At 43.4% G+C, this 25,360-nt stretch carries 20 protein-coding genes and 1 tRNA gene; 10 read left to right on the top strand and 11 right to left on the bottom strand.

Going from position 1 to position 25,360, the window contains the following annotated elements; all coding sequences use genetic code 11:
• Positions 1-68: 68 nt before the first annotated feature.
• Together clpB and ABID99_RS10335 are read right to left on the bottom strand one after the other, a co-directional pair.
• Positions 69-2,687, bottom strand: coding sequence for an ATP-dependent chaperone ClpB (gene clpB / locus ABID99_RS10340; protein WP_373615904.1), 2,619 nt, complete (start codon positions 2,685-2,687; stop codon positions 69-71).
• Positions 2,688-2,963: 276 nt separating this feature from the next.
• The gene (locus ABID99_RS10335; RefSeq protein ID WP_373613641.1) at positions 2,964-3,398 is read right to left on the bottom strand and encodes a hypothetical protein; all 435 of its coding nucleotides are present in this window, start codon (positions 3,396-3,398) and stop codon (positions 2,964-2,966) included.
• 184 nt (positions 3,399-3,582) lie between these two features.
• Between ABID99_RS10335 and ABID99_RS10330 the strand changes: the two genes are divergently transcribed.
• Complete coding sequence (locus ABID99_RS10330; protein WP_373613640.1) at positions 3,583-4,923, top strand: sensor histidine kinase; 1,341 nt, start codon at positions 3,583-3,585, stop codon at positions 4,921-4,923.
• A gap of 399 nt (positions 4,924-5,322) precedes the next feature.
• On the opposite strand, the gene ABID99_RS10325 is transcribed toward ABID99_RS10330, so the two are convergent.
• Together ABID99_RS10325 and ABID99_RS10320 are read right to left on the bottom strand one after the other, a co-directional pair.
• Entirely contained in the window at positions 5,323-5,760 is a 438-nt protein-coding gene (locus tag ABID99_RS10325) for a DUF5675 family protein (protein ID WP_373613639.1), read from the bottom strand.
• 87 nt (positions 5,761-5,847) lie between these two features.
• Complete coding sequence (locus ABID99_RS10320) at positions 5,848-7,269, bottom strand: ATP-dependent RecD-like DNA helicase (RefSeq protein ID WP_373613638.1); 1,422 nt, start codon at positions 7,267-7,269, stop codon at positions 5,848-5,850.
• Positions 7,270-7,326: 57 nt separating this feature from the next.
• Here ABID99_RS10320 and ABID99_RS10315 point away from each other — a divergent pair, with 57 nt between their 5' ends.
• The 3 genes from ABID99_RS10315 (at position 7,327) to rsmD (ending at position 9,193) form a co-directional block, all read left to right on the top strand.
• Positions 7,327-7,800, top strand: coding sequence for a hypothetical protein (locus ABID99_RS10315; RefSeq protein WP_373613637.1), 474 nt, complete (start codon positions 7,327-7,329; stop codon positions 7,798-7,800).
• A gap of 68 nt (positions 7,801-7,868) precedes the next feature.
• Positions 7,869-8,681 (top strand): DUF3822 family protein, encoded by an 813-nt coding sequence (locus ABID99_RS10310; protein WP_373613636.1) that lies wholly within the window; start codon positions 7,869-7,871, stop codon positions 8,679-8,681.
• Positions 8,657-9,193 (top strand): 16S rRNA (guanine(966)-N(2))-methyltransferase RsmD, encoded by a 537-nt coding sequence (gene rsmD / locus ABID99_RS10305; RefSeq protein ID WP_354483292.1) that lies wholly within the window; start codon positions 8,657-8,659, stop codon positions 9,191-9,193. Before ABID99_RS10310 ends, rsmD begins: the two co-directional genes overlap by 25 nt.
• Here the strand turns inward: rsmD and ABID99_RS10300 are convergent.
• On the bottom strand, positions 9,190-9,942 hold the full coding sequence (locus ABID99_RS10300; protein ID WP_354483294.1) for a DeoR/GlpR family DNA-binding transcription regulator: 753 nt from the start codon (positions 9,940-9,942) through the stop codon (positions 9,190-9,192). The genes rsmD and ABID99_RS10300 overlap by 4 nt on opposite strands.
• Positions 9,943-10,002: 60 nt before the next feature.
• Between ABID99_RS10300 and nudK the strand changes: the two genes are divergently transcribed.
• Entirely contained in the window at positions 10,003-10,578 is a 576-nt protein-coding gene (gene nudK, locus ABID99_RS10295; protein WP_373613635.1) for a GDP-mannose pyrophosphatase NudK, read from the top strand.
• 131 nt (positions 10,579-10,709) lie between these two features.
• On the top strand, positions 10,710-11,171 hold the full coding sequence (gene coaD, locus ABID99_RS10290) for a pantetheine-phosphate adenylyltransferase (RefSeq protein ID WP_354483297.1): 462 nt from the start codon (positions 10,710-10,712) through the stop codon (positions 11,169-11,171).
• Here coaD and ABID99_RS10285 read toward each other — a convergent pair.
• A complete protein-coding gene (locus ABID99_RS10285; RefSeq protein ID WP_354483299.1) occupies positions 11,140-11,778 on the bottom strand; it encodes an NUDIX domain-containing protein in 639 nt (212 codons plus the stop codon). The genes coaD and ABID99_RS10285 overlap by 32 nt on opposite strands.
• On the opposite strand from ABID99_RS10285, the gene pyrE reads away from it, so the two are divergent.
• From pyrE to ABID99_RS10270, 3 genes are all read left to right on the top strand, one after another.
• A complete protein-coding gene (gene pyrE / locus ABID99_RS10280) occupies positions 11,777-12,436 on the top strand; it encodes an orotate phosphoribosyltransferase (protein WP_091164523.1) in 660 nt (219 codons plus the stop codon). The genes ABID99_RS10285 and pyrE overlap by 2 nt on opposite strands.
• A 99-nt stretch (positions 12,437-12,535) precedes the next feature.
• Positions 12,536-12,931 carry an SRPBCC family protein gene (locus ABID99_RS10275; protein WP_354483301.1) on the top strand — a complete coding sequence of 132 codons (396 nt, stop codon included), beginning with the start codon at positions 12,536-12,538 and terminating at the stop codon, positions 12,929-12,931.
• 389 nt (positions 12,932-13,320) lie between these two features.
• The gene (locus tag ABID99_RS10270) at positions 13,321-14,949 is read left to right on the top strand and encodes an ATP-binding cassette domain-containing protein (protein ID WP_354483303.1); all 1,629 of its coding nucleotides are present in this window, start codon (positions 13,321-13,323) and stop codon (positions 14,947-14,949) included.
• 62 nt (positions 14,950-15,011) lie between these two features.
• On the opposite strand, the gene ABID99_RS10265 is transcribed toward ABID99_RS10270, so the two are convergent.
• On the bottom strand, positions 15,012-15,194 hold the full coding sequence (locus ABID99_RS10265; RefSeq protein WP_091164514.1) for a hypothetical protein: 183 nt from the start codon (positions 15,192-15,194) through the stop codon (positions 15,012-15,014).
• A gap of 268 nt (positions 15,195-15,462) precedes the next feature.
• Here ABID99_RS10265 and ABID99_RS10260 point away from each other — a divergent pair.
• Positions 15,463-15,535, top strand: a tRNA-Lys gene (locus ABID99_RS10260).
• A 457-nt stretch (positions 15,536-15,992) separates the two neighbouring features.
• On the opposite strand, the gene ABID99_RS10255 is transcribed toward ABID99_RS10260, so the two are convergent.
• The 4 genes from ABID99_RS10255 to ABID99_RS10240 all read right to left on the bottom strand — a co-directional run bounded on the left by ABID99_RS10255 (position 15,993) and on the right by ABID99_RS10240 (position 25,327).
• Positions 15,993-19,379 (bottom strand): ABC transporter permease, encoded by a 3,387-nt coding sequence (locus tag ABID99_RS10255; RefSeq protein ID WP_354483305.1) that lies wholly within the window; start codon positions 19,377-19,379, stop codon positions 15,993-15,995.
• Between the two features lie 438 nt (positions 19,380-19,817).
• A complete protein-coding gene (locus ABID99_RS10250) occupies positions 19,818-22,886 on the bottom strand; it encodes an efflux RND transporter permease subunit (RefSeq protein WP_354483307.1) in 3,069 nt (1,022 codons plus the stop codon).
• A gap of 10 nt (positions 22,887-22,896) precedes the next feature.
• The gene (locus tag ABID99_RS10245) at positions 22,897-23,949 is read right to left on the bottom strand and encodes an efflux RND transporter periplasmic adaptor subunit (protein WP_188832308.1); all 1,053 of its coding nucleotides are present in this window, start codon (positions 23,947-23,949) and stop codon (positions 22,897-22,899) included.
• 16 nt (positions 23,950-23,965) lie between these two features.
• On the bottom strand, positions 23,966-25,327 hold the full coding sequence (locus tag ABID99_RS10240; protein ID WP_373613634.1) for a TolC family protein: 1,362 nt from the start codon (positions 25,325-25,327) through the stop codon (positions 23,966-23,968).
• Between the last annotated feature and the right edge of the window lie 33 nt (positions 25,328-25,360).

The raw sequence follows: 25,360 nt of genomic DNA, 5'->3' as shown, positions 1-25,360 counted from the left end.
CCGGTTGTTAATAAAAAAAGGCTTCTCAAATTGGGAAGCCTTTTTACATTTAATTAATTTTCTACAGCTTATTTAGCCGGTTCCGTAGCTTCTTTGGCCGAGTTCAGGAACACGAACTGGTTATCAAACATATCTATTTTAATAACGCTGTCTTTATCAACTGTACCCGCCAGGATCTGTTTACTCAACTCGTTCAGTATCTTTTTCTGGATAACGCGTTTTAACGGACGTGCACCAAATTGAGGATCATAACCTAACTGGGCCAACCAATCTAAGGCTTCATCGGATGCTTCGATAGTTACACCCATTTCAGCAAGCGTTTGCTGTACCTGTTTAAACTGCAGCTTAACGATATCATGAATTTCATCGCGATTAAGCGGAGTAAACATGATGATCTCATCTATCCTGTTTAAAAACTCCGGACGGATAGTTGCCCTTAACAAATTGAACAGCTCGTTTTTGGTTTTTGCCACCAGTTCATTGCGGTTTTCGTCCTCCAGGTTTTGGAAGTTTTCCTGGATGATGTTTGAACCAATGTTGGAGGTCATGATGATGATAGTATTCTTAAAATTCACCACACGGCCTTTATTATCAGTTAAGCGGCCATCATCCAGCACCTGCAGCAGGATGTTAAATACATCGGGATGGGCTTTTTCAATTTCATCCAGTAAAACCACACTATAAGGCTTGCGACGAACGGCCTCCGTTAACTGTCCGCCTTCATCATACCCAACATAGCCCGGAGGCGCTCCTATCAGTCTTGAAACAGCATGGCGTTCCTGGTATTCACTCATATCTATCCTCACAAGTGCACCTTCGTCATTAAACAGGTATTCGGCCAGGGCTTTTGCCAGTTCGGTTTTACCCACACCGGTTGTACCTAAAAATATGAACGAACCTATTGGCCTGCGCTTATCCTGCAAACCTGCACGGCTGCGGCGGATAGCATCACTTATTGCCTCAATAGCTTCTTCCTGCCCGGCTACACGTTTGTGCAGTTCATCTTCAAGATTAAGCAGTTTTTCACGTTCGCTTTGGATCATCTTGCTTACCGGGATGCCTGTCCAGCGGCTTACTACACCGGCAATATCATCGGCGGTAACCTCTTCCTTCAGCATGCGGCTGTCGCTTTGATTTTCAAGCAGGGCAGCTTTCAGCTTTTCAACTTCGGCCTGGGCTTCAACTATAGTACCGTAGCGTAATTCGGCTACCTTACCATAATCGCCCGCACGTTCAGCCTGTTCGGCTTCCAGTTTATAGTTTTCAATCAGCTCAACCTTAGTATTAATACCGTCAACAAGGTCTTTTTCGCCTTTCCATTTGGCACGTAATGAATCACGCTGTTGTGACAGATTGGCTATTTCCTCACTTAGTTCGGCAACCTTACGATCGTCTTTTTCACGTTTGATAGCTTCGCGCTCAATTTCAAGCTGCATGATGCGGCGTTCCAGTTCGTCAACCACTTCCGGTACCGAATCCATTTCAAGGCGAAGTTTTGAAGCGGCTTCATCCATCAGGTCGATAGCTTTATCCGGTAAAAACCTGTCGGAAATATAGCGTTGTGACATTTCGACAGAGGCGATGATCGCTTCGTCTTTGATCCTCACTTTGTGGTGGGTTTCATAACGTTCTTTCAGTCCACGTAAAATAGAGATGGCATCAGCAGCATCAGGTTCTTCTACCATTACTTTCTGGAAACGGCGTTCCAAAGCTTTATCTTTTTCAAGGTACTTTTGGTATTCGTTAAGGGTTGTAGCACCAATTGAACGAAGCTCACCACGGGCCAGGGCCGGTTTCAGGATATTGGCCGCATCCATAGCGCCTTCTCCCCCGCCTGCACCTACCAGCGTATGGATCTCATCTATAAAAAGGATGATTTCCCCGTCGCTTTGGGTAACCTCCTTTACAACTGCTTTCAACCGTTCTTCAAACTCTCCCTTATATTTGGCGCCTGCAATGAGTGCACCCATATCCAACGAGTATACCACTTTGGTTTTCAGGCTCTCAGGTACATCACCTTTGATGATCCTGAAAGCTATTCCTTCGGCAATGGCAGTTTTACCAACGCCGGGCTCGCCAACCAAAATCGGGTTGTTTTTGGTACGGCGTGACAGAATCTGGATAACCCGGCGAATTTCATCGTCGCGGCCAATAACCGGATCCAGCTTGCCCGAACCTGCATATTCGTTCAAATTGCGGGCATACTTGTTAAGGGCGTTATAGGTAGCTTCAGCGTTTTGATCAGTTACTTTGCTATCGCCGCGGAGTTCAACAATGGCTTTTTTTAGGTCTTTTTCATTAACACCCGAATCTTTCAGGATGCTGCTTACCGCACCACCGGCGGCTAAAATGCCTAACAGCACATGCTCAACAGATACAAATTCGTCTTTAAATTCTTTTAAATATCCCGACGCTTTTTGCAAAGCAGAATTTGCTTCGGACGAAAGGTATACGTTGCTGCCGCTTACCTTGGGGAACGATGCAATCTGCGCATCTAACGTATCATTTAACCTGTTCAGGTTAACATTTAATTTCTTTAATAAGTAGGTAATTACGTTTTCATCAACCAGCAATAAGCCTTTAAGCAGATGCGCGGTCTCAATTGCTTGCTGTTGGTTACCAACAGCAATTTCAGATGCCTTTTGTACGGCTTCCTGAGCTTTTATGGTAAAGTTGTTAAAATTCATAGTACTCATGGTTGATCAAATTATCGGCCATCGTACCTATAGTGAAAAATTGTCATTTAAAATTAAACCACAATGACACTTTGCCATGATTATTAGCAATTTAGATACTATAATGTTTAACAAACTACAGGGCAAATTGTCGTTTTGCCATGCTAAATAAATCTGTTGGGCTATGAGTAAATGAATAATGGAACGATCGCAGTCCTGCTATATATGTGGTATTTTTAGTATTACGGAATGCCGCGGTGCTGATAGATTATGCCGGTGCAGGTTTAACTAATCGAGTTTATCAACTCTTACCAGATTACAAGTCCAGGCAAGTGGTTTTCCGCCATTCCGTCCGTCAACTACTCCGCTTGTCTTCATCGTCTTTTTATCACTACCTAAGGTGTAATAATTTGCGTACTGCCTGCCTTTCAGATCGTAAGTGGCGTCAGGCCTCGCGTCAGTGATCGTTAATAGATAAATGTTATCTGATAAAACTTTAAAAGTACCGCTGTGCGTAACAATCTGCCTCTCATTTTCCTTTGCGATATTATAAAAGCTTCCGTCTGATTTAAATACCACTTTACTTCCGGGATTGGTTGTGTCGTTCCAAATACCAACAAACGGCTTAATTTCTTTCTGATTAGCCCTTTCTACAGTTCTGCAGGAAAAAGTTGTTAATACAGTAATAAGAATTGCGATAGATTTAAGAGATTTCAGTAACATGTGATTTTGGTTTTATGTGTAAATTATACTTATCCCTTTTTTAAAAAACAATCAAGGTTCAACAAAATAGGCTTATATCTTCTTTGACCGAATATTCAGTAAAAAGGGTTAACCACACGCTGTCACATTCCTGTTACAATTTTTATAAATATTTTCATAATTTTGTTTAATCCATAAAATATAATTGAATACCCATTTCTTTTTTAACAGTCTCCCGGTAAAATACCGGTCGCAATACCGTTTGCATTATACTTACCAAAACCTGGTAGCCATAAGGGGTGCCAGTATAGTATTTTTATTGCTTAATGTAATTATCCGGATCCTTTATCTTGTATTCCCCATTAGCTTAACCAAAGCTCAAAATTTTCCCGAGTTTAATTTCAGCAACTGGGTTTTCATTATTATAACTCCCGTTTTCCTGATAGCGAGTAACCTTTTTATCGTTAGCTTCAAAAGCCATAAAAAAGCTACAACAGGCATGTCATTGCTTGTATTTTTGTTTGCGCTTTATATTATTGTTTGCGGCATGTATTCCAGCTTTATAGCCACCTCCAATCCGAGTAATGCCCTCACCTTATATCTTGTCGCATTAAGCTTAATCAGCGTGATAATTGTTTTTGAATACTATGAAACCGTATTGCTGCTTATTGCCGTTGAGCTTTTTTTTACTTCCCTGCTATTTTACAGTGAAACGCCGGCTACGGATATGTTGTATAACCAGTTGATCTCAGCTATCTTACTTTCCGGCTTTTATTTTATCTCAAGGTACTTTTTTTCCTACAAGGCCAACTATTATTTTCAGGTGATTGAGATTCGCGAAAAAAACTCGGAAATAGAAAAAGCAAGCGAGTTTAAAAACCAGGTGTTGGGTATGGTTGCCCATGACCTGCGTAACCCGATAGCTGCTGTTGAATCAATTGCCATGATGATGGAACTTGATGAGGTTAATGAGGAAACACAAGACAACATCAATATGATCAAAGCATCCTGCGTAAAAGCGCGGAGTATTATTGATGATTTACTGGAGGCAGCCCGAAACGAGAACATAGCGGTTATTGAAACTCAAAATATTGAGCTTAACCAATGGCTTAACAATATCGTGAACGAATGGAAATTACAACTGGGCAATAAAGTTAATGTACTGTTCAGCAGTTCGGTGAGTGTTGCCCATGCGCTCATAAATCACGAAAAATTTCACCGGGTTATTGATAACCTGATCAGTAACGCGGTGAAATTTTCAAAAGACCGGGATAATGTGGATGTACGCCTGCTTAAACTAAACGATACGGTAGTTATTGAAGTTCAGGATTACGGCATGGGCATCCCTGCCAATATGCTGCCGGAGATCTTTAACCAATTTTCAAAAGCTGGCCGAGCCGGTTTACGCGGCGAAAAGTCGACCGGTCTTGGGTTGAGTATTGTACGCCAGATTATTGAAAAGCATAAAGGCACTATCAGCGTTACTAGCACTGAGGGACAGGGTTCAACGTTCAGGATCACCTTGCCGGTGGTTAATTCGTTTTAGGATATTAAATAAATCTTTTTTTATCCAAGGTAATCTTCTCAAATGACCACTTAAAAAATGGGTGTCATACTGAGTGTTTAAATCCGGAGGCCTCTGAAGGTGCAATGACATTTACACTACCCGTCATCCCGAATTTATTTCGGGATCCCACGCGCTGAGCGGCTATGCAAGCGGCCTTGCATGTGGGGTGCTGAAACAAGTTTAGCATGACTGTATTTTTTATTATGTCATGGGTAGCCCGTCGAAGTATGGCGGGCTGGCCTCTGCTCAGGAGTCTTTGACGGGCTCAGACTGATAGCCCCTCTTTGTCATCTAACCTTCATAGTCCATGGATTTTAATCACTCAGCATGACGGCGTAGATGCGTCATTTCACCTTCAAGCATTTATAATTTGCTATATTAAACAACCTCAATGGTCACGGTACCTCCCGCCTTAAGGGCCTCAAAAATCTTTGTGTTGAGTTTAGCTGTAGCCATTGTACTGTGCAGAACAGCATCAACGCCTTTATCTTCACCGGGGAGAAGGCAGCCGTCGGTATCCTTGGCAAAATTCCCAACATGGATCTCAATTCCGGCGAAACCGGGTACATTCTCTAATAATGGCAGGTTTTCGTTGTGTTTGGGGCTGAAAAATTTGACTACATTATAAGTTCCTGTAGGTATGGCTGTTTGCGTTTTAATTTTTATTGATGCAATTTGAGCAAGGCTCATACCGCTATTTAGCCCTCTGTCTACGTCCTCCAGTATAAAACATTCGAAGGCGCCATTTATTGATAATTCGCCAATGGTTGATTGTTTGGTTTTGATTTTTCTTTCGAGTTTTAAGTTTAGGTTCATGATACTGGTTTTTAATTGCTAATATTAGTAATTAAAAATCTAATTATCAATAGATTATATTAACAAAAGTAAATTTATCTTTGAAGATTATTCTTCCTTTGATTTATAGAACCTGTTATCGAAATTAACCAAAAACAGTTCGGTAGTGGCTCGGGTAAGAGCTGTATAAAACCACCGCAGAAAATCCATATTGATCATTTCATCGGTTACATAGCCCTGATCAACAAAAACGGCATCCCATTGGCCGCCCTGTGCTTTATGGCAGGTAATGGCATAGGCAAATTTTATTTGCAAGGCATTGTAATATGGATTGAGCTTCAGTTCATTGTGCATCGCCCTTTTGTTGGGCAAATGTTCATAGTCCTTCATTACTTCCTGGTAAAACCGTTTCTGATCATCCTGGCTTAACGCGGGCGAATCGGCATAAAGCGTATCAAGCAAAACCTTACAATCAAGGGTTGGATCTTCGGCATAGTCAATAAATTCGAGCTGCACATCGGCAAAACGAAAACCATACATCTCTTCGGTGCGGCGTACTTTTACTATACGGGCAATATCGCCGTTGGCAATAAACGCAGTACTATTTTCATCTTTATCCTGCAGCCAAAAGTAATTGTTCTTCACTATCATGATCTGATCGCCGCCGGTAAGCTCTTCCTCCCGGTATAAAATGCGGTTTCGAATTTGCCCATTGTACAAATTGGCATTTTTGTTTGAGCGGCAAATGATAAGTGTACGGTCATAACCGTATTTACGGTAAGCGTACTCCAGGCCTTCAGGCAACCGCTCGCCGGTCATCCTGTAAACATCCTTAAAACCTTTGGTTACAATTTTAGGGATCTCGATGATCTCTTCGCGGATCAGATCGCGGATATTGGTGGCATTAAATAAAATACCCGAATTCTTTTGCTGGCGCAAAACTTCTGTAAGCTCATAGCTGAATATCGACAGGCCAAATTTATCGCCCATAAGCTGCACGTCAAGCGCAGGGCTGTCGTCGGCCCCTACAGGCGGTAACTGTGCGGTATCACCTACCAGTATCAGCTTGCAGTTTTTATCATTATAAACATATCTCAGCAAATCAAACAATAACGACACGTGATTGCTGCCTATTGCTTCATCCGAAATCATGGAGGCTTCATCTACAATAAAAAGGGTATCGCTGGCCAGGTTATCGGCGAGGGCAAAACCATCATCGATCGTCAAGGCCGATTTTTTACGGTAGATGCGTTTGTGAATAGTAAAAGCCTTGCGCCCAGAGTAATTGGTAATGACCTTGGCGGCACGTCCGGTTGGGGCAAGCAGCACGGCTTTATAGTTATAATGCCTCAGTGCCTTTACCAGCGCGCCCACGATAGTTGTTTTCCCGGTGCCGGCATAGCCTTTCAGAATAAAGCATTCGTCGCCTTCGGTACTTTTTAAAAAGGCATGCAGCTTGCTAAAAAGTTCCGTTTGCTGGCCTGTTGGCTCATGCGGAAATGACTGGCGGATATGATCGGGACTTGACACCCTGCAAAAATGATGATAAGTAATTTAATTCAGTAAGATTAGTTTTACATTTGAGCCATGGAATTTGACGAAAACAAAGAGGACGAAAAATACAGCGAAGACGATTATGTAGATATTTACTCCAAAAGAGCGATATTTTGGTTTTCGTTTTTTAACCTGATATTTGGCGGGGTGCTGCTGGTGATCAATTTATATAATGCAGGTTACAGAAAGGCGGTTCCGGCGGTGCTGGCCTTTGTATTATTTTTTTCCTATCTCTCCTACTTTGTTATCATGCATTCGGGCGTTAACCTGCAACAGGTTGTTGATGCTATGAATGTAACGGCTAAAGGCGGCCAGCCAACACCGGCGCAGGTTACAGCAATGCTTTCGGTAGCAGGCCTTAACATAGGTTTTGGCCTGATTGGTGCTTTAATTCTAAGCCAGTTTTTTTTCAGGAGATATTTTCCGGATAATGATTATTATCCTAAGCCTGTAGGATTGCCGATTTTGATCTTTATCATCCTGATGATATTAACCCGCATTTTATAACAGCATACCAATTTGGGCTCCGGTAATTACTGTATCTGCCAAAAAATATTACTTTTGTTAAAACCGGTATGAACGAACACAATTACACTTACCACGATGATAACTTTAGTTTAGATAAAACTGAGGATTATACTTTATTAATACAGGTTGAAGACAAATCGTTTTCGTACGCCATAAGTAATAACGGCAAGCTAATAGCCTGGGCCGAAAATTACCCATTTGATGAGCTAAGCGATCCGCAGGAATTGCTTGACCTGCTGTCGGCCAAGTACGGGCAAATAATTATCGGTTTACCTGCTCACAGCTTTACACTGGTGCCGGCAGAATTGTTTAGCGGCGAGCGCCTGCCGAACCTGGCCCGTTTCCTGGATGTAAAAGCCGACAGCAAAGTTATAGCCCAGGTATTAGACAAAGAGAATATCATCGTATACAATACCAGCGAAACCATTGTGAGTGCCGCAGAAGAATTTGGCATCCGTAATACCGTTTTTACATCAAAAGGCTGGTTGACTGCCATTGCCCAAAACAATCCCGGCAACGACTGCCTTTACCTCAATATCGAAAAAGAAAAGGTGGAGATAGCTCATTTTGCGTCCGGCAAACTGCGTTTCTATAACTCTTTTGATTTTAATGGCGATGATGAACTGGTTTACTTTACTGTGCTGGTTGCCAATGAACTTAACCTCGAAGCTAAATATACCAACTTATATGTAAGCGGTAACATTGATGTCGACAGTAAAGGACTAAGTCGCCTGGCCGAATTTTTCAAAGTGGCCGAAGTCAATAATTTACAGGTGTTACAATTACCCGCGGAGGTTGTAGCTCACAGGGTGTTATCAATAGCGGCTCTTTCATTATGCGCATTATCGGAGGCAGTTTAAAAGGCTTAAGGCTTAATCCGCCAAAAAATCTTCCTGTTCGTCCTACAACCGATTTGGCAAAAGAAGCTTTATTTAATATCCTGCTTAACCAAATTGAGTTTGAAGGCATTAAAGTGCTTGACCTGTTTAGCGGCACCGGCAACATCTCGCTTGAATTTGCTTCACGCGGAGCTTCAGAAGTTATATCTGTCGACAGGAGTATTCATTGCGTTAATTATCTTAAAGATACCTCGCGGCAGCATAAGCTTACACAAATAAAAAGTTACCGCGAAGATGTATTCAAATACCTGAATATTGAAACGGAACAATACGATCTGATATTTGCCGACCCGCCCTATGACCTGAACAGGATCCCCGATTTGCCAAAAGTTATTTTTGAAAAGAGCCTGCTTAAACCTGATGGCCTGTTAATTGTTGAACACCAGTCCCTGCAAAATTTGAGTAATCATCCCGCTTTTGTTGAACAAAGAAAATACGGGCATTCGTCATTTTCGTTTTTCAGACCGGTTTAGATAACTGCCGTTAAAATAACTATCCCGCTTTCTTTAAAGCCCTTTAACCGCTCAGGATCTGCATCGGTAATGATCGCGTTGATGATATCTAAGCCTGCAAAATTAAGGTAGGTTTCCTTGCTTATTTTGCTGGCATCACACAGAATGTAGGTAAATGCGCTGTTTGCAGCAAAAGCTGTTGTAATGGATGCTTCATGTTCACTATTGGCGAACAATCCTGCTTCCGAAATACCGTCAACGCCCAAAAAAGCTTTGGTTGCACGGTATTTTTGAATATTCTCAATGGCAGTGGTGCCATGTACAGCCTGTCGCTCTTTATCCAGCTCCCCTCCTATTATATTAACACTAACAGCGCTATCCTGAAGCTCATATACTACAGGTAATGAATTTGTTATCAACTTTATCTTCTTGTTTTTAATGAACTGGCATAACCTGAAAACAGTACTCCCGCAATCCATAAAAATAACATCCCCATCAGTGATTTGCGATGCGGCCCTGCGGCAAATGGCATCTTTAACAGCTGCGTTTTGAGCGCTTTTATTCACAAAGCTATGTGGCTTTTCGTGAGGATTAACTTTTGTTGCTCCTCCATGAGTACGATAAAGCAATCCATCGGCTGCTAACTGGTTCAGGTCGCGGCGTGCTGTAATTTCTGAAATGTTCAGTTCGGCAGCCAATTGCTTTATATCAACCTCTCCACTTAGACTGAGCTGCTCAATTATTTTTTGTTTTCTTTTTGGAAAGTTCATTTTATTAATCCTATTTTCGTTCAAAAATAGTCATTATTAATCATAAATGATCAAATAAAAATGAATCAAATCAAAATACTTAATACCGATATTTTATCAGATAACTGGTACGTCCTTAAAAAAGTAACTTACGAGGTTACGGAAAAAGACGGTAAAACCGCTGTGCAAAGCCGTGAAGCTTATGACCGCGGCAACGGCGCAACCATTTTGCTTTATAATAAAGCACAGTCATCTGTAATATTAACCAGGCAATTCAGGCTGCCAACCTATATCAACGGAAACCCCGACGGAATGCTGATTGAATGTTGTGCCGGTTTGCTTGATAAGGATAATCCGGAAGATTGCATCCGTAAGGAAACCGAGGAAGAAACCGGCTATAAAATAACTGATGTTAAAAAGGTTTTTGAAGCTTATATGTCGCCGGGCTCTGTTACCGAAATCCTTTACTTTTTTGTTGCCGAATATGCCAAAGAAATGAAAGTTAGTGATGGCGGGGGGCTCGCCCACGAAAATGAAAATATTGAAGTTTTAGAGCTGCCATTCAGCGAAGCCCTGCAAATGGTAAAAACCGGGGAAATAAAAGATGGCAAGACAATTATGCTTTTGCAGTATGCTCAGTTGGCTTCGCTGGTTTAGTGTTGATTTTGTTGATGATGTGAATGGCGCATTTTGTCAGATATAAAGTCGCGCATTAAATAATGCTGATAAAAGGCAAAAAACAATCGTTCATTTAAACAATCCAATCAACTATTCATTAATTTTACTGCATGAAGACAGCCCTTTTTCCAGGTTCATTTGATCCGCTTACTAAAGCTCACGTTGATATTGTGAAACGATCTGTTGAGCTTTTTGATAAGCTTTACATAGGCATCGGCGTGAACAGCAGCAAAAAGGGGTTGCTGAGTGTTGAACAGCGCGAACAAATGATCAGGGCAGTTTTCGCGCACGACGAACGGATCCACGTGATAGCCTATGAAGGCCTTACTGTCGATTTTTGCAAGAGCATAGGCGCCGCTTACATGATCAGGGGGATTCGTACAGTATCAGACTTTGAGTATGAAAAAGCGATTGCCCAGATGAACCATTCGCTGGCACCCGACATCGAAAGCATATTTATCGTCAGCAAACCAGGTTATTCATCCATCAGTTCAACCATTGTACGCGAAATCATTCGCTATAATGGCGATGTGAGCCAGTTTATTCCGAGAGAGGCATTACCTTATTTGTAACCAGCTTTTCTTTGTGCAACACATCCATTATGGATGGAAATGTATTTTCAATTATCGGTTCAATATGATGGTGCTCAAACCAGCGCACATCGGTAATACCCTCTTCTTTTTGAGGCTTTAGCTTTTCTTTACCCTTACTTATCATAGCAAACCAATGCGTTTTCTTAAGCACTACCTCGCCGCGGTTAACATATACATGGTATGTTTTACAAATTTTTTCTCCCAGTTCGCTTACTTTTATACCACACTCCTCCTCTACCTCGCGCACTGCCGCTTCTTTTACCTTTTCGTCTTTTTCTATTTTGCCTTTGGGCAGGTCCCATTTATCATTACGATAAATGAATAAATATTGCCCCTTAGTGTTCATAACCAGGCCCCCTGCCGCTTCAATAAGTGTAATATTCTTTTTAACTGCTTTAAGATACACCTTAGCGTTGGCTGTTTTTATGTAGAACAGTTTGTTAGGATTAGCGAGGATCCAGGTATATATAATTTTAAGGTCAAAGGTCTCTGCATCAAGCCTTTCAAAATTATCTGCATGCTTTGGTTCAGATTCTGTGAGCAGGATAACCTTTTCGTTAATATAAATTCTGTATTTTTGAGCCATGTTTACTAATAATGAGATCGAACAACAAGTAGCCGAATTCCTGTTGCAAATTAAAGCAATTAAATTACAACCCAATAATCCTTTTACATGGGCATCGGGCTGGAAATCTCCAATTTACTGCGATAACCGCGTTACACTTTCTCATCCAACTATCCGCACTTACATCAGGCAGCAATTAGTGGCAGCCATACAGGATAAATTCGGGTCAGTTGGCTGCATTGCAGGTGTGGCAACTGCAGGTATACCGCAAGGTGCTTTAGTAGCCCAGGAATTAGGCCTTCCATTTATCTATGTACGTTCAAAACCTAAGGAGCATGGTACAGGCAGCATGATTGAGGGCGATGCCGCTACTACATCAGGCAAGCGGGTTGTAGTTATTGAAGATCTGCTTTCAACCGGTAAAAGCAGCCTGCAGGCCGTTGAAGCGTTACGTGCAGCAGGTTATGACGTTGCGGGCCTGGCAGCTATATTTACCTATGGCTTTGATATTGCCGACGAAAACTTTAAACAGGCCAACTGCCCATACGTAACCCTATCAAATTACAACGCGCTTATTAAATACGCTGAAGAACATCAGTTCATTAACGAAAAGGATGTAAACCTGCTCAGGCAGTGGCGCGAAAACCCATCAACCTGGGGTGAAATGGCTGCAAGTTAAGACCGTTGATTTTTTTGATTTCGATGATTGCGCTGATTTTTAGATTGTTCGTCAGCGTAATTTGTCTCAAATCTCAAATCTAATATCTCAAATCTATCCATGAATACATTTACCAGTACCATAAGTATTAACAAGCCTTTAATGGAGGTTTACGATTTCCTGGCCGATTTCAATAATCACCGTCAACTGATGCCTGATAATATCCAGGAATGGACATCCACCCGGGATGAAGCCCGTTTCAGTATCCAGAATATGGCCAAACTTGCTTTGAAAATTGAGGAGCGTGTGCCCGGTCAGCTGATAAGGATCATACCTGCCGAGAAACCGCCGTTTAACCTGGAACTAAAATGGTCGTTATCTTTCAATAACGACCATACTGATATTTTATTCACCATTGGCGCAGAGCTTAGCATGATGATGAAAATGCTGGCATCAGGTCCGCTTCAAAAATTGGCCGACCATGAAACACAAAGCTTATTTAATATTTTAAACTAAGCTTAGGGCTTGCCCTAAATCTTATAATTAATATAATTTTAATATACTTTGCGCTTTTGTGTATTGTTGATGGCTATTACCACATTGATGATAATTAAACCTATAATTAATGCTCCCATGACCATTGTTAAATAATTTAAATAAATTTTTATACTGTATGTTAGTCAAAGGCTGTACCATTATATTATAACCGGTTAGATATAGCGATTAAACGTATTAAATATACTTTTAGTTTACACTCCATTATCATTTCTGTGTAATTGTATACCCATGGATTTCATTTTATGGGGAAAAATTGCTGCTCAAAAAATCCCCATCCATAATATCAGCACCATATATCGTTAAAATGAAGATTTTACCGTACTTTTGCGCCAAATTAGAGGTGCAGCATGATCACGGTATCCAATCTTTCTTTACGTTACGGTAAGCGTACTTTGTTTGAAGACGTAAACCTGAAATTTACACAGGGCAACTGTTATGGTATTATTGGCGCCAATGGCGCGGGTAAGTCAACATTCCTGAAAATTCTTTCGGGCGATATTGACCCAACCAGCGGCTCGGTTAGCTTCACTCCCGGCGAACGCATGGCTGTTTTGAGCCAAAACCATTACGCTTTTGACGAATTCACAGTTATCGAAACGGTGATGATGGGCCATAAGGAAATGTACGCCGTAATGAAGGAGAAAGACGCTATTTATCTTAAAGAAGATTTTAGCGATGCCGATGGCGAACGCGCGGGTGAACTGGAAAATCTCTTTGCCGAAATGGACGGCTGGAATGCCGAAAGCAATGCAGCTACCCTGCTCAGCAACCTTGGCATTAAAGAAGAATTTCACTATCAACTGGTTAAAGACCTTGATAACACCCAAAAAGTACGCGTTTTATTAGCCCAGGCACTTTTTGGCAAACCGGATATCCTGTTACTGGACGAGCCTACCAACGATTTGGACATCCACACCATTAGTTGGCTGGAAGATTTCCTTGCTTCATATGAGGCTATCGTACTGGTAGTATCGCACGACAGGCACTTCCTGGATACTGTGTGTACCCACGTAGTAGATATCGATTTCGGTAAAATGACCATTTATACCGGTAACTATACCTTCTGGTACGAATCGAGCCAATTGGCCCTAAAACAACGCGCCGAGCAAAATAAGAAAGCCGAAGATAAAGTTAAAGAGCTCCAGGAGTTTATCCGCAGGTTTAGTGCCAACGCGTCCAAATCAAAACAGGCAACCAGCCGTAAAAAAGCTTTGGATAAGATCAACCTGGATGAAATTCAGCCATCAAACCGTAAATACCCAGGTATTATTTTCAACAACCTGGGTCGTGAAGCCGGCGATCAGATCCTGACCGTTGAAAACCTGGGCAAAACCCTTAATGGCGAGGTGCTGTTCAACAATATTACCTTCACTGTAAACAAAGGCGATAAAATTTCCATCCTGTCGCAAAACAGTTTGGCAACTACTGCTTTCTATAATATTTTAACAGGCCGCGATAAAGATTTTACAGGCACCTTTAAATGGGGTGTAACCATTAACGCGGCTGATATCCCTAACGACAGCAGCGAGTACTTCGACGGTAAAAACGATAACCTGATTGACTGGCTGCGCGAATACTCACCAGGCGAAAAAGACGATCAGTTTATCCGCGGATTTTTAGGCCGGATGCTGTTTTCGGGCGAAGAAGTTATGAAAAAATGCAGTGTGCTATCTGGTGGCGAAAAAATGCGCTGTATGTTTAGCCGTATGATGCTGCAGCAAGCCAACCTGCTGATGTTTGACGAACCAACCAACCACCTCGACCTGGAATCGATCACAGCGCTTAACAATGGTATGAAAGACTTCCGCGGCACTATCCTGTTCACCTCACGGGATCATGAACTGGTTGAAACGGTAGCCAATCGGATTATTGAGTTAACACCAGGTGGTTACATTGATAAACTCATGACCTATGATGAATACATTAACAGCCCCGTAGTGCAAAAACAACAGGAAGATTTATACGCCGCTGTATAATAACCGGTAAGGAATATAAAGGCCAGGTAGTATAATACTACCTGGCCTTTATATTTTATAACCTATAATAAGTTAAACCCGGAGGCCTGCGTTTCGAGCTGATTAATAGTAGATTCGTCGCTAAACAGATAAAAATGATCTTTAGTGTACGAATATTGAACATTTAAGCCGTTTTGGGCAATGAAATCTTTAACAACACTTTCATACAGCAGTTTGTTAATTTTGAGTAATTTTCTTTTTTTCATGAGAGATAGATATTAAGTTTTACAATTTAAGCACCTTTTGTTAAAATTCCAACAAAAAAATTAACATTTTGTTATGAAGTTGCTATAATTAACTTTTTTTTGGCCGAGCCGGGAATAAAATGAACACCAGGAAGATGAAAGCGGGTTATTACTCCAACCTTTAATTTTACAATAAGCAGATTAAAATAATTAATAACTATGAGTAATTCAGCCTGCTGAAAAAGAAAATAATTTGCATATTTGCAACCCGGCAAAAGTTGGCACATATGACTCCGTAGCTCAGCTGGTAGAGCAAATGACTCTTAATCATTGGGTCGAGAGTTCGAATCTCTCCGGGGTCACTGAAATTTCAAAAAACAGCCTTTAGGATATCGTTAAGGCTGTTTTTTTGTTTCACCACTCAATAACATACCCGCCTAAAACAACCATTGCATCAAGGTTTCATAAAAAAATGTTTCGCCAATATTTCACCGTGTTTCACCAGTAACCCAATTTGTCTCACCAGAATGGCAACTAAAGAATTTAAACAAAGCATCTCTGCTATGATCATTTTACACCACCGGGAAATGTCAGACGGCACCCGGGGTCACTTTTTTAGGCAAGTTGTCAATTTTATTGGCAACTTTTTTTTATGACAACTATTTTTTCCATAGGCTTTTGAGCTAAGTCCGATTGCTTTGGATACGAATCGTCAATCACAAGTTACTTCGTTTGATATAACCTTCAAATTGGTACCGCTTTCGATCATTTGCAAGCAAAAATAAACTTTACATTAACTGCCTCGCGGCCAGATTTAACTTATTCGCTCCGTAAACTCCTCACTGGGTTCATGAGCGCGGCTTTCAAACTTTGATAGCTTACAGTCAGCAATGTGATCACCAGCATCAAAATGGCCACACTCGCAAATATCCACCAGGGTAATCCGGTATGATAGGTATAATGCTGGAGCCAGCTGTGCATCAAACCGTAAGCCATCGGAGTGGCGATCAGCAAAGCGATCCCGATCAATAGTATAAAATCCATCGATAGCAAGCGCCATACCGCAAAAACAGATGCGCCTAAAACTTTGCGAACACCGATTTCTTTTACCCGTTGCTCGGCCATAAAGGAAGCCATACCGAACAAGCCCAGGCAACTGATGAAAATGGCCAGTCCGGCAAAAGCACCGGCCAGTTTGCCCACCCGCTCTTCCAATTTGAACTTACCGGCGTACTCATCATCAACGAACTTGTAAGCGAACGGTACCGCGGGCGAATACATCCTACTTACCGCGGCGATCTTATTTAGCGCTGCATGAGCGCCGGCATTGGGATTGATCCTGATCAGCACATCCGCGAACGGGCCTGGGCCTAAATAAAAGATCGTTTGTTTAACCGGCTCATACGGCGATTCCATGACCATATTTTTGACCACACCGATCACAGTCAGGTCTCGTTTGCCCACATGAACAATTTGTCCGACCGGGTTTTTAAAGCCCATGTATCTGACTGCAGCTTCGTTGAGAACCAGAGAAAGCGAGTCTGCCACATTGCCTGGTATAAAGTCACGCCCGGCGGTAAACTGCCACCCAACAGCTTTGCCATAGTCTTCGTTAACACGAATACTCCCAAAAAAATCCGCTTGAGCAGGGTCTTTACCCTGCCAGTTAATATCTCCGCGGTTGTTGTTGATGCCCGTTGTCGTGCTGGATGCTTCACCGACAGCGGTTACGGCCCCTGTAGCAAGTAGGTCGGCCCTAACCGCGCTAAAGTGTTTATGTAGGTCATCATTGGTAACTGCCACATCAATTAGGCTGGCCCGATTGTAGCCAACCGGCAGGTCTTTGGCAAATTGCACCTGTTTGAACACGATGATCGTTCCGATGATCAGCACCACTGAAACGGTAAACTGCGTCACCACCAGAATTTTACGCGGAAGCGCCGCGAGCGGTCCGGCTTTAAAAGTGCCCTTCAATACTTTAACCGGGTTAAAAGCCGACAGGTATAAGGCTGGATAACTGCCGGCAATGATGCCTGTAAAAACCGTAAAGCCGAGGCAGGCGGCCCAGAACAGCGGCTGTGCCCATAAAATGCGGCTCTGTTTACCAGCAACAGCATTAAACCAGGGCAACGCCAGCCAAACCAACACCAGCGCGATCATGAACGCGCAAAAGGCAATGAGGAAAGATTCGCAATAAAACTGTTGGATAAGCTGCCCACGTAAAGAACCCACCGCCTTGCGGATACCGACTTCCTTCGCCCGCTTTTCACTACGCGCCGTGCTCAGGTTCATGAAATTAATGCAAGCGAGCAACAACACAAAGATCCCGATGATACCAAATAACCATACGTATTGGATAGCACCGCCGGTATTGACACTGTTTTTGAACTCCGAGTACAAATGCCACTTGTGCATAGGTTGCAGGAACATCGCCGGCTTGAATTTCCGGCTTTCCGCATCAACATGATCTAACTTGATATCCTTGATCCTGGCCGAAACCGTACTCATATCCAAACCGTTGGCCAGTTCTACATACATCTGCAAGGAATTGTCGCCCCAGTCCGTCGGCGATCTTTCATTGCCTGCTGCGTGGATATAATAGTCAAAGGCGCCTATAAAGGCCAAATCGTGAAAACTGCTGTTTTCAGGCAGGTCTTCGTAAACGCCGGCTACTTTGAAAACGTCTTTGTTGTCCAGTCTTATTACTTTGCTCAAGGGGTCGGCATTACCGAACAAAGCTTTCGCGGCGGAAGCCGACAGGAGCATGGCCAAGTGATCTTTCAATCCGTCGCGGTTACCGGTGAGCATCCGGAGCGTGAGCATTTCCGGGCCATCCTGGCCCATGAAATTGCCGTTGAAGCTGATATTTTTAGCGCCAAAGTTGAGGACGTGCCGATCATTCCATGAGGCCAGCACAATATGTTTAAAATACTGGCCGTAGTCTTTACGCAATGCTTCGTCCAGTGGCAGCGGTACGGCGCCATCGGTGTTAATGGTTCCGTTCAACGTCTTGTGCTGCATCACCATAGCAACGCTATCATAATGCCTGTGGTATTGATTGAAGGATAGCTCATCCCATATCCACAGGCCAATGAGTATCGCGGTAGCCATACCGACCGCCAGTCCGCTAATATTGAGCGCGCCTGAAACTTTGTTACGCAGTAAATTGCGCCAGGCAATTTTAAAATAGCTTTTAAACATAAAATATCGATTGGATTTTTGATCCAAAATTATCGGCAGTTCTGCGTAACGAGGTTCCAGTTTAGGAAATGGGACTTCTTTTTTCAGGTCCTTTTGATAGGTTGCAGGGCTTTTGCCCGTTAATTCCTTAAAGATGCGATGAAAGGACGTCTTGGAGTTGAAACCCGAATCGTAGGCGATACCGAGCAGCGTCATGCGGTTATAAGCCGGGTCCTTCATTTTCCGGGCAACTTCGGCGACGCGAAGCTCTGAGATGAATTCGGGGAAATTCTTTTTTAACCCCTGGTTGATGATCCTTGATAATTCGTGAGGCTGAACGCCGAGCTTTTCCGCCAACGCACCAATCGTCAGCTCCGGATCTTCATAAAGGCGGCCATCGTTGACGGCCCGCTTCAGCCGCCGGCCTCGCTCCCGAATGCCTGAAGGCGTAATAACCGGGCTACGTACCAAGGTTCCGGTGGCTGTTTCCAAAACCGCGCGGAATGCGATACCGATCAGCGCGACAGCAAAACAAAGGCTAAAAATATGATCAAACAGCCAGAGCAGGCTGATCAGTATCAATAGCTGCATGCTCCGTTTCATCTGCCGGAAAGCATATAAGGGCCGGTCCATATACCCCGGCTGAAATTGCCGGGAATTAGCGTTGACCAGTCGCCATGCAACTAACAAGTAGATCAGCGTTAGCGCAGGTATATGCCAGCTTTTAAAAAAGAGGCCCAACAGCAAGGTGATCAAATGAAACACATCATACCATTGCCATGCCCGCCCCGGTTTTACGCTGATTTTTACATAATTATACAGTAACGGACCGAGCAGGAGAGAAAATTCCGCCTGCATTTGGGCCACCTGTAACCCGAGTACCACCAGGGCAAGTCCCAACAGCCGGTTTGCCCTTCGCTTTTCTCCCGTAAGAGACCACAACAGGATAGCAAGGGTCAGTCCCACAAAAAAGGTTGCCAGGCAAATGATCTGGTACAGGCCAATAGGGTTGATCTCAAAATCCAAATAAGTGGCAATAATGTTTACCTCAAACTTATCGATAATCTATGAATAAATTGCGATGCAAACTGAGTTGACTTTTAAGGGACTCGGGAGTACAATTGGCGTAACGGCGCGGATGGCGTTCGATTAAAAAAATACAATGAAGGCTGAAGTATTTACTAATTTCATAAATCTAAATTAGCTATCAAACTTAAATCAGAAATAAAATAGTTCGAAATTTGTAAAGTAGGGATCACTTTTCAGGCGAAACCGCCTCATAAGTGACTTATGAGACGGCTTTTTTTATCTCGCACATTTGTCACTCAATTTGATGATTATAGCATAATGTGGAAAAGTTTTTGGCATTACGATAGTAGTGATATATCTTCAAATAGATCACTTATACTGTTTTTAAGATTCGTTGTTCCATTACTACAAACTCTTGATATTTTTCCGTTTCTGTCAATTACTTTTTAGATGTATGTCGCTTTCCAAATGTGGCGGGATCAATTTATACATTACGGGGGTTACTATACGCGACAGTATAGTTGAACTGATCAGCCCGCCGATCAGTACAATAGCTAACGGTGCGATCAAAGGATTGGGGTTCAAGGCAATTGGAAGCAAACCGCAGATTGCCGTAATGGAAGTAAGCACAACGGGTAGAAATCGGGTTTCGCCTGCCATCGCTATTGCTTCATCAATGCTATGGCCTTCCTCACGCAGGTGGTTGGTAAAATCGACCAGCAGCAGCGAGTTTTTAACCTGTATGCCTGACAGACCTATAAAACCGATGATAGAAACCAGTGACATCGGGTTACCCGTGAAAAGCAGGAATACCACACCGCCCAATATACCCAGGGGAATGATCGATAGTACGATAATGATCCCTTTAAATGTCTTGAACTGCAACAGCAGCACGCCAACGAAAAGAAACGTGCTCAGGATGATCACCGACAGAAAGTTGCCGCCTAAGGCATCACCTTCCGATTCCGCTTCTCCGGATAACTTGTAATAATAGCCCGGCGGCATTTTTAATTTATTCAGTTCAGGAACAACCTCTTTCAGGATATCATTGGCCAAGACGTGCTCTTTGGTTAAGGAAGTAACTTTTACAAAGCGCGATTTATTGAAATGGTTGATCGCCGTAGGCGATGTTTCAAACGAAATAGTAGCAATCTGGTTAACCAGTACGGGCGTGCCCTGGATATTATTTACGTACAGGTTCTTCAAGGCATCCAGATTCGAGAACTTATTCCTGGGCAGGGTGATCACCACATTTCGCGAATCGCCCCTGTCGTCGATATAGTCACCCACGTTTAATCCCGCCACGGCCATCCTTACCACTTTATCCACATCACTGGTTAACACGCCTAAGGTACGGGCCTTCTCTTTGTCAATTTTTATTTTGACGTCTGACTTATAGGTATTCAATTCGTTGTTGATATAAAAAGTGCCCGGATTTTTTTTCAGGACCTCCTCCACTTTAAAGGAAAGCTTCCGTAAGGTGTCCTGATCCTCACCAAAAACCCTCACCACAATATTGGCTTCAATCGGAGTACCTTGTTCAAAATCTTTAACTTCTATCCTTGCATAAGGAAAATCGTTGAATTTTTTTCGCAGTTGTTTGATCAGATCTGTTTTCGATTTTGGACTTGCCTCTTCGTCCAGTTGAACGAATACCTGGGCAAAATCAGGCTTTACATCCTGCTGGTGCACGTTGTAATAGATCTGTGGATTGCCTTTGCCCACGTTAGATGTGTAATAAACGATCTCTTTGTGTTTCTTCAGTTCACTTTCTACCAGCCTGGTCACCCGGTCACTTTCGGGAATATCAGCTTGCAGAGGCAGTTTGATATTGATCAGGAACATCGGCTTTTCAGAGGTCGGGAAAAGCTTAAACCCGGTTTGTGTAAATAAGAAAAAAGCAAGCCCGCTTAAGGCCAACGAGATCCCGATAGTAGTTTTGGGCCACTTTAAGGCAAGCGGCATTACCCGGGCATATGATCGGGTGAGGAAACGTTGCAGGTGCTTTAAAAAGAAGTTACCCTCGCCATGGGTATGTGTCTTTAACATTCTGCTGCCCAGGAAGGGAACAAGCGTTAAGGCCACGATCATAGAAGCCAGTACACTGGTCATCACGGCCATCGGCAGACTGCGGATAAACTCACCAGCCATATCGGGCAAAAAGGCAAGTGGCAGAAAGGCGATAACCAATGTAGCCGTACAGCCTATAACCGCTATCCCGATCTGTTGCGTACCTTTCAGGATAGCATCTTTCCGGGAATGCCCCTCGCGAAGCCAGCGCTCGATGTTCTCAACCACCACGATACTATCGTCTACCAGCAGCCCCAATGCCACCACAAGCCCTACGATACTAAGCTGATTTAAGGAATATCCCAATAAATTCATGGCAATGAGCCCCAGGGCCAAAGAAAGCGGGATAGAGATCATCACGATAAGCGATGCCCTAAATCCTAATGGCAGCAAGGTAATGATCACTAAAACGATGGCTAATCCAAAATCAAAACCCAGGTGGCCCAAGCGCTCGGAAACCATGTTAGCCTGGTCAAAGTTTTTAACAAGCCGGACATTCCCGGGCAGGCTTTTGCCGAATTCATCCAGTACCGGTAAAAACTCTTGCTGTACGCTGGCGATATTCACATTGTCTTTCATCCCCGCTGTAACCAGCACACAACGGTGCCCGTTCAGCCGGGTGATATGATCGGCAATGCCATCCTTGTAGCTCACATCGGCCACATCTTTCAGATATATGATCTTGCCATTGGCATTATAAATAACAGTATTGGCCACATCATCAACGGTCTTGAACTTGCCGCTGGTCTTTACGTTGAATATCTTGCTGTCCAGGTTGATGCTGCCGCCAGGGATATCCGCTGCCTCGCTTTGTAAACTGCCTATGACCACATTGAGCGGTATTTTTAATTGAGCCAGTTTATCCAGCTGCATGTCGATCCGGATCTCTTGCTCGGGCATTCCAAAATACTTAACATCCTTGAGGTTGGTGATCTTCTCCAGGCGCGTTTTCAGAATATCCGCTTTATCCCTCAATAATTTCCCGGAAGCATTGTCAGAAACCAATGCCACTTGCAGTACCTTTACATCAGAGGATGAGATCTTTTCTGTTTTGATCATGTAAATATCCTTTGGAAGTTCACTGTTTTTCAAGGCATTGATCTCCGTAGATATTTCCTGGTACTTATTATCTACATCTACGCCATATTTAAATTTCGGCTGGATAACCGCAACACCGTCTTCCACAGTGGTCAGGATCTTTTCGATGTTTTCCAGTCCGTAAATTTTGTTCTCAATGGGTTTTACTACCTGCTCTTCCATATCTTTCGGACTGGTGCCCGGATAGATCACCGTGATCAGGTATTGCGGCGGATGGGTGGTCGGATCTTCCGACCGCGGCATGGTAAACAACGTTAACACGCCTACTACTGCGACAAGCAAAAATATGATCAGTGTGAACTGGTAGTTCTTAACTGCGAAATTTGTAATTTTCATAACTGTAGCCTTACTTGATGATTTTAATAATGGACTGTTCGTTGAGGTAGGCGCTGTTGGAAACTACGATCTGGTCTATACCTTCCAGTTTATCCTTGAGATAGACATTGTCGTTATCGAACTTCAGGATGGTAACCGGCACTCTTTTTACACGGGTCGCGCTAACAGTGGTAAACACAAAACCTTTATTGCCGTCAGCCTCCACCAGCGATCCATAGGGGATCACCATCACACTTTCATCCTGGTGAGTGGCTATCTCCGCCTTGCCAAACATGCCAACCGCAGGTTTGAGGCCATTTAAGTTCAGCTTAAGCTCTACCTGGAACGATCCAAGGGCCTGATCTGCAGCCTGCGACTTGCGAAATACCACCGCCTCAAATTGCCTGCCTGCGTATCCATCGAGCGCGACTTTGGCTGTCTGCCCCGGCTTAATGATGGCCCACTCGCGGTCGGTTACCCCAACTTTTAGCGAATAACTGTTGTGCTGTTCGGTGGAATTGATGAGCAGCACCGGCATGCCTTCGGCGATAACCTCACCTTCATTAGCTATTTTCTTGCTTACGAAGCCATCGGATGCAGCGTATATTTTGGAATAGCGATCATTAAAGGCTACAGCTTCCCGGGCTTTTTGCACAACGTCCAGTGCGGTTTTGGTGTTTTGCAATTGCTCCAGGGTATATACGCTGTCTTTGTAAAGATTGACAGCACGACTATAATCGCGCTGTGCCTTTTCCACACCCAGGCTGGATTGCGCCAGACCGGCTGAAATTTCGGTAGAATTGAGGGTTGCCAGTAATTGTCCTTTTTTGAAGAACTGGCCTTCCTGCACCAGGATACGGTTGATTACGCCGCCTATCTTGAAGGCATATTTAGCTTCATCTTCGGTGCTCACCAGGCCGGTTGCACTAATGTGGTCGGGAACTCCTAATATGGAAACCGATGCTGTTTTAACGGGGATGATATCCGGTTCACCCATTGCGTTTTGTTCCTGATGTTTTTGTTTGCAGGCAGTCAGCAGGAATATGGCTACTATTATTATGCTGAGTAATTGAAGTTTTTTCATTGTTGTAGTGTTTTTATTATTGAATTGTGAAACTGGCATTAGCTCGTTCGATGGCCGTATAGGCTATCCAGGTGTCGTAAAGGGCGATGTTGGCGTTGAGCTGCGCATCTATCCACTGGTTTTGGGCATCCAGCAGTTCGATGTAAATGGCCATTCCTTGCTTATATAGCTTGACCATATCGTTGTAGTACGTCTGGCTGGTCTTCAACTGGGATTGTGCCGCCTTATATTGTGCAATGGCGCTTTGCATGGCGGCCTGGCGTACTTTAAGCTCGGTAAGGAGTTGCTGCTGTACATAGTCGGTCTGTGATGCCAGGGCCTCGCGGTCTGCAATCGTTTGTTTTACCCGGTAACTATTTTTCCCGGAGGAAAACAGGTTCCATTCCAGGGAAACGCCTAATAAGTAATAGCGACTTTGGCTATTGAACTTCCAGTCGAACGCCTGCGATCCCAGGTCGATAAAGGTGCCCAGCTTGGGGATGATATAAGATTTGGCCAGCCCATTCAGGTTGCCGTTAATGTCTTTTGCTATCCGGAGTTTGGCTAATTCCTCCCGGCCAGTGATGTTGTTAGCCAAGCTTTGGCCAAGGGCCGGAAGCGTGGTAATATCATCTAAAAGGATGCTATCCGTTAGCGGCCGATTGATCAGGAAATTAAAATAATAACGGGCCGATTCCGCGGTTTTCTTTGCCCCGGTGAGTGAAGCGTTGATCCGGGAAACTTCATTTTGGCTTCTGAGTACAACCGTCCGATTTACCTTGCTGTTATCATATAGCCTGGTATTGATCCTTTGGCCTTCTTGCACCAGCCTGAGCGAGGACTCATAGATCCCGGTAGCATAAACGGCTTTGAGATAATTATAATAAGCCGTTTTGATCTCTTTGACCAGTTCGCGTTTATAAAGCTGGACTTCGGTTTTTTGCAGATCCACCTGCTGCGCCTTGATGCGCTTATTATAGATCAGTTCCGCATTCAAAATTGGAAGGGTAGTGCGAAACTTGGCGTCATAAAAATTATCCGGGTTGAGCAGAATGTGCTGGTTTTGTAACTGCGGAAAAGCATTGCTGCCGGTCAGTTTATTCAGCGTGGAATAAACCCCGTTAAACAGGTCGCCCGTCGGAAAATCTATCGTCCGTCCGCCGTCGGCTTTAGTATAAGTTGTTGAAAAGGTAACCTCGGGCCCGAACATGCTTTTTGCTTCCTTCAATGCATATACATTTTTTTCGAGTACAAAGTCTTGTTGCTTAATGCTCTGATTAGAGTTGAGCCCCTCGCGGATGTATTCATCCAGCCGGCTTTGAGATTTTGCCGGGGTAGCGGCTATCAGGGCTCCCGCCACCAGGACAAAACCATATCGGATATGTGTTTTAGATTTCATTTTCAATCACTGTTATAATTTTAAACATTGTTC

It is taken from the genome of Mucilaginibacter sp. OAE612, assembly GCF_041806395.1.
Taxonomy (GTDB): Bacteria; Bacteroidota; Bacteroidia; order Sphingobacteriales; family Sphingobacteriaceae; genus Mucilaginibacter; species Mucilaginibacter rubeus.
Note: the sequence above shows the minus strand (reverse complement) of the source record. Positions and strands in the feature narration are given on the sequence as shown.

Excerpts from the sequence above, each read along its gene's own strand:
- clpB (WP_373615904.1), bottom strand. The coding sequence starts at position 2,687 with ATGAATTTTAACAACTTTACCATAAAAGCTCAGGAAGCCGTACAAAAG.
- ABID99_RS10335 (WP_373613641.1), bottom strand. The coding sequence starts at position 3,398 with ATGTTACTGAAATCTCTTAAATCTATCGCAATTCTTATTACTGTATTA.
- ABID99_RS10325 (WP_373613639.1), bottom strand. The coding sequence starts at position 5,760 with ATGAACCTAAACTTAAAACTCGAAAGAAAAATCAAAACCAAACAATCA.
- ABID99_RS10315 (WP_373613637.1), top strand. The coding sequence starts at position 7,327 with ATGGAATTTGACGAAAACAAAGAGGACGAAAAATACAGCGAAGACGAT.
- ABID99_RS10310 (WP_373613636.1), top strand. The coding sequence starts at position 7,869 with ATGAACGAACACAATTACACTTACCACGATGATAACTTTAGTTTAGAT.
- rsmD (WP_354483292.1), top strand. The coding sequence starts at position 8,657 with ATGCGCATTATCGGAGGCAGTTTAAAAGGCTTAAGGCTTAATCCGCCA.
- ABID99_RS10300 (WP_354483294.1), bottom strand. The coding sequence starts at position 9,942 with ATGAACTTTCCAAAAAGAAAACAAAAAATAATTGAGCAGCTCAGTCTA.
- nudK (WP_373613635.1), top strand. The coding sequence starts at position 10,003 with ATGAATCAAATCAAAATACTTAATACCGATATTTTATCAGATAACTGG.
- coaD (WP_354483297.1), top strand. The coding sequence starts at position 10,710 with ATGAAGACAGCCCTTTTTCCAGGTTCATTTGATCCGCTTACTAAAGCT.
- pyrE (WP_091164523.1), top strand. The coding sequence starts at position 11,777 with ATGTTTACTAATAATGAGATCGAACAACAAGTAGCCGAATTCCTGTTG.
- ABID99_RS10285 (WP_354483299.1), bottom strand. The coding sequence starts at position 11,778 with ATGGCTCAAAAATACAGAATTTATATTAACGAAAAGGTTATCCTGCTC.
- ABID99_RS10275 (WP_354483301.1), top strand. The coding sequence starts at position 12,536 with ATGAATACATTTACCAGTACCATAAGTATTAACAAGCCTTTAATGGAG.
- ABID99_RS10270 (WP_354483303.1), top strand. The coding sequence starts at position 13,321 with ATGATCACGGTATCCAATCTTTCTTTACGTTACGGTAAGCGTACTTTG.
- ABID99_RS10265 (WP_091164514.1), bottom strand. The coding sequence starts at position 15,194 with ATGAAAAAAAGAAAATTACTCAAAATTAACAAACTGCTGTATGAAAGT.
- ABID99_RS10250 (WP_354483307.1), bottom strand. The coding sequence starts at position 22,886 with ATGAAAATTACAAATTTCGCAGTTAAGAACTACCAGTTCACACTGATC.
- ABID99_RS10245 (WP_188832308.1), bottom strand. The coding sequence starts at position 23,949 with ATGAAAAAACTTCAATTACTCAGCATAATAATAGTAGCCATATTCCTG.
- ABID99_RS10240 (WP_373613634.1), bottom strand. The coding sequence starts at position 25,327 with ATGAAATCTAAAACACATATCCGATATGGTTTTGTCCTGGTGGCGGGA.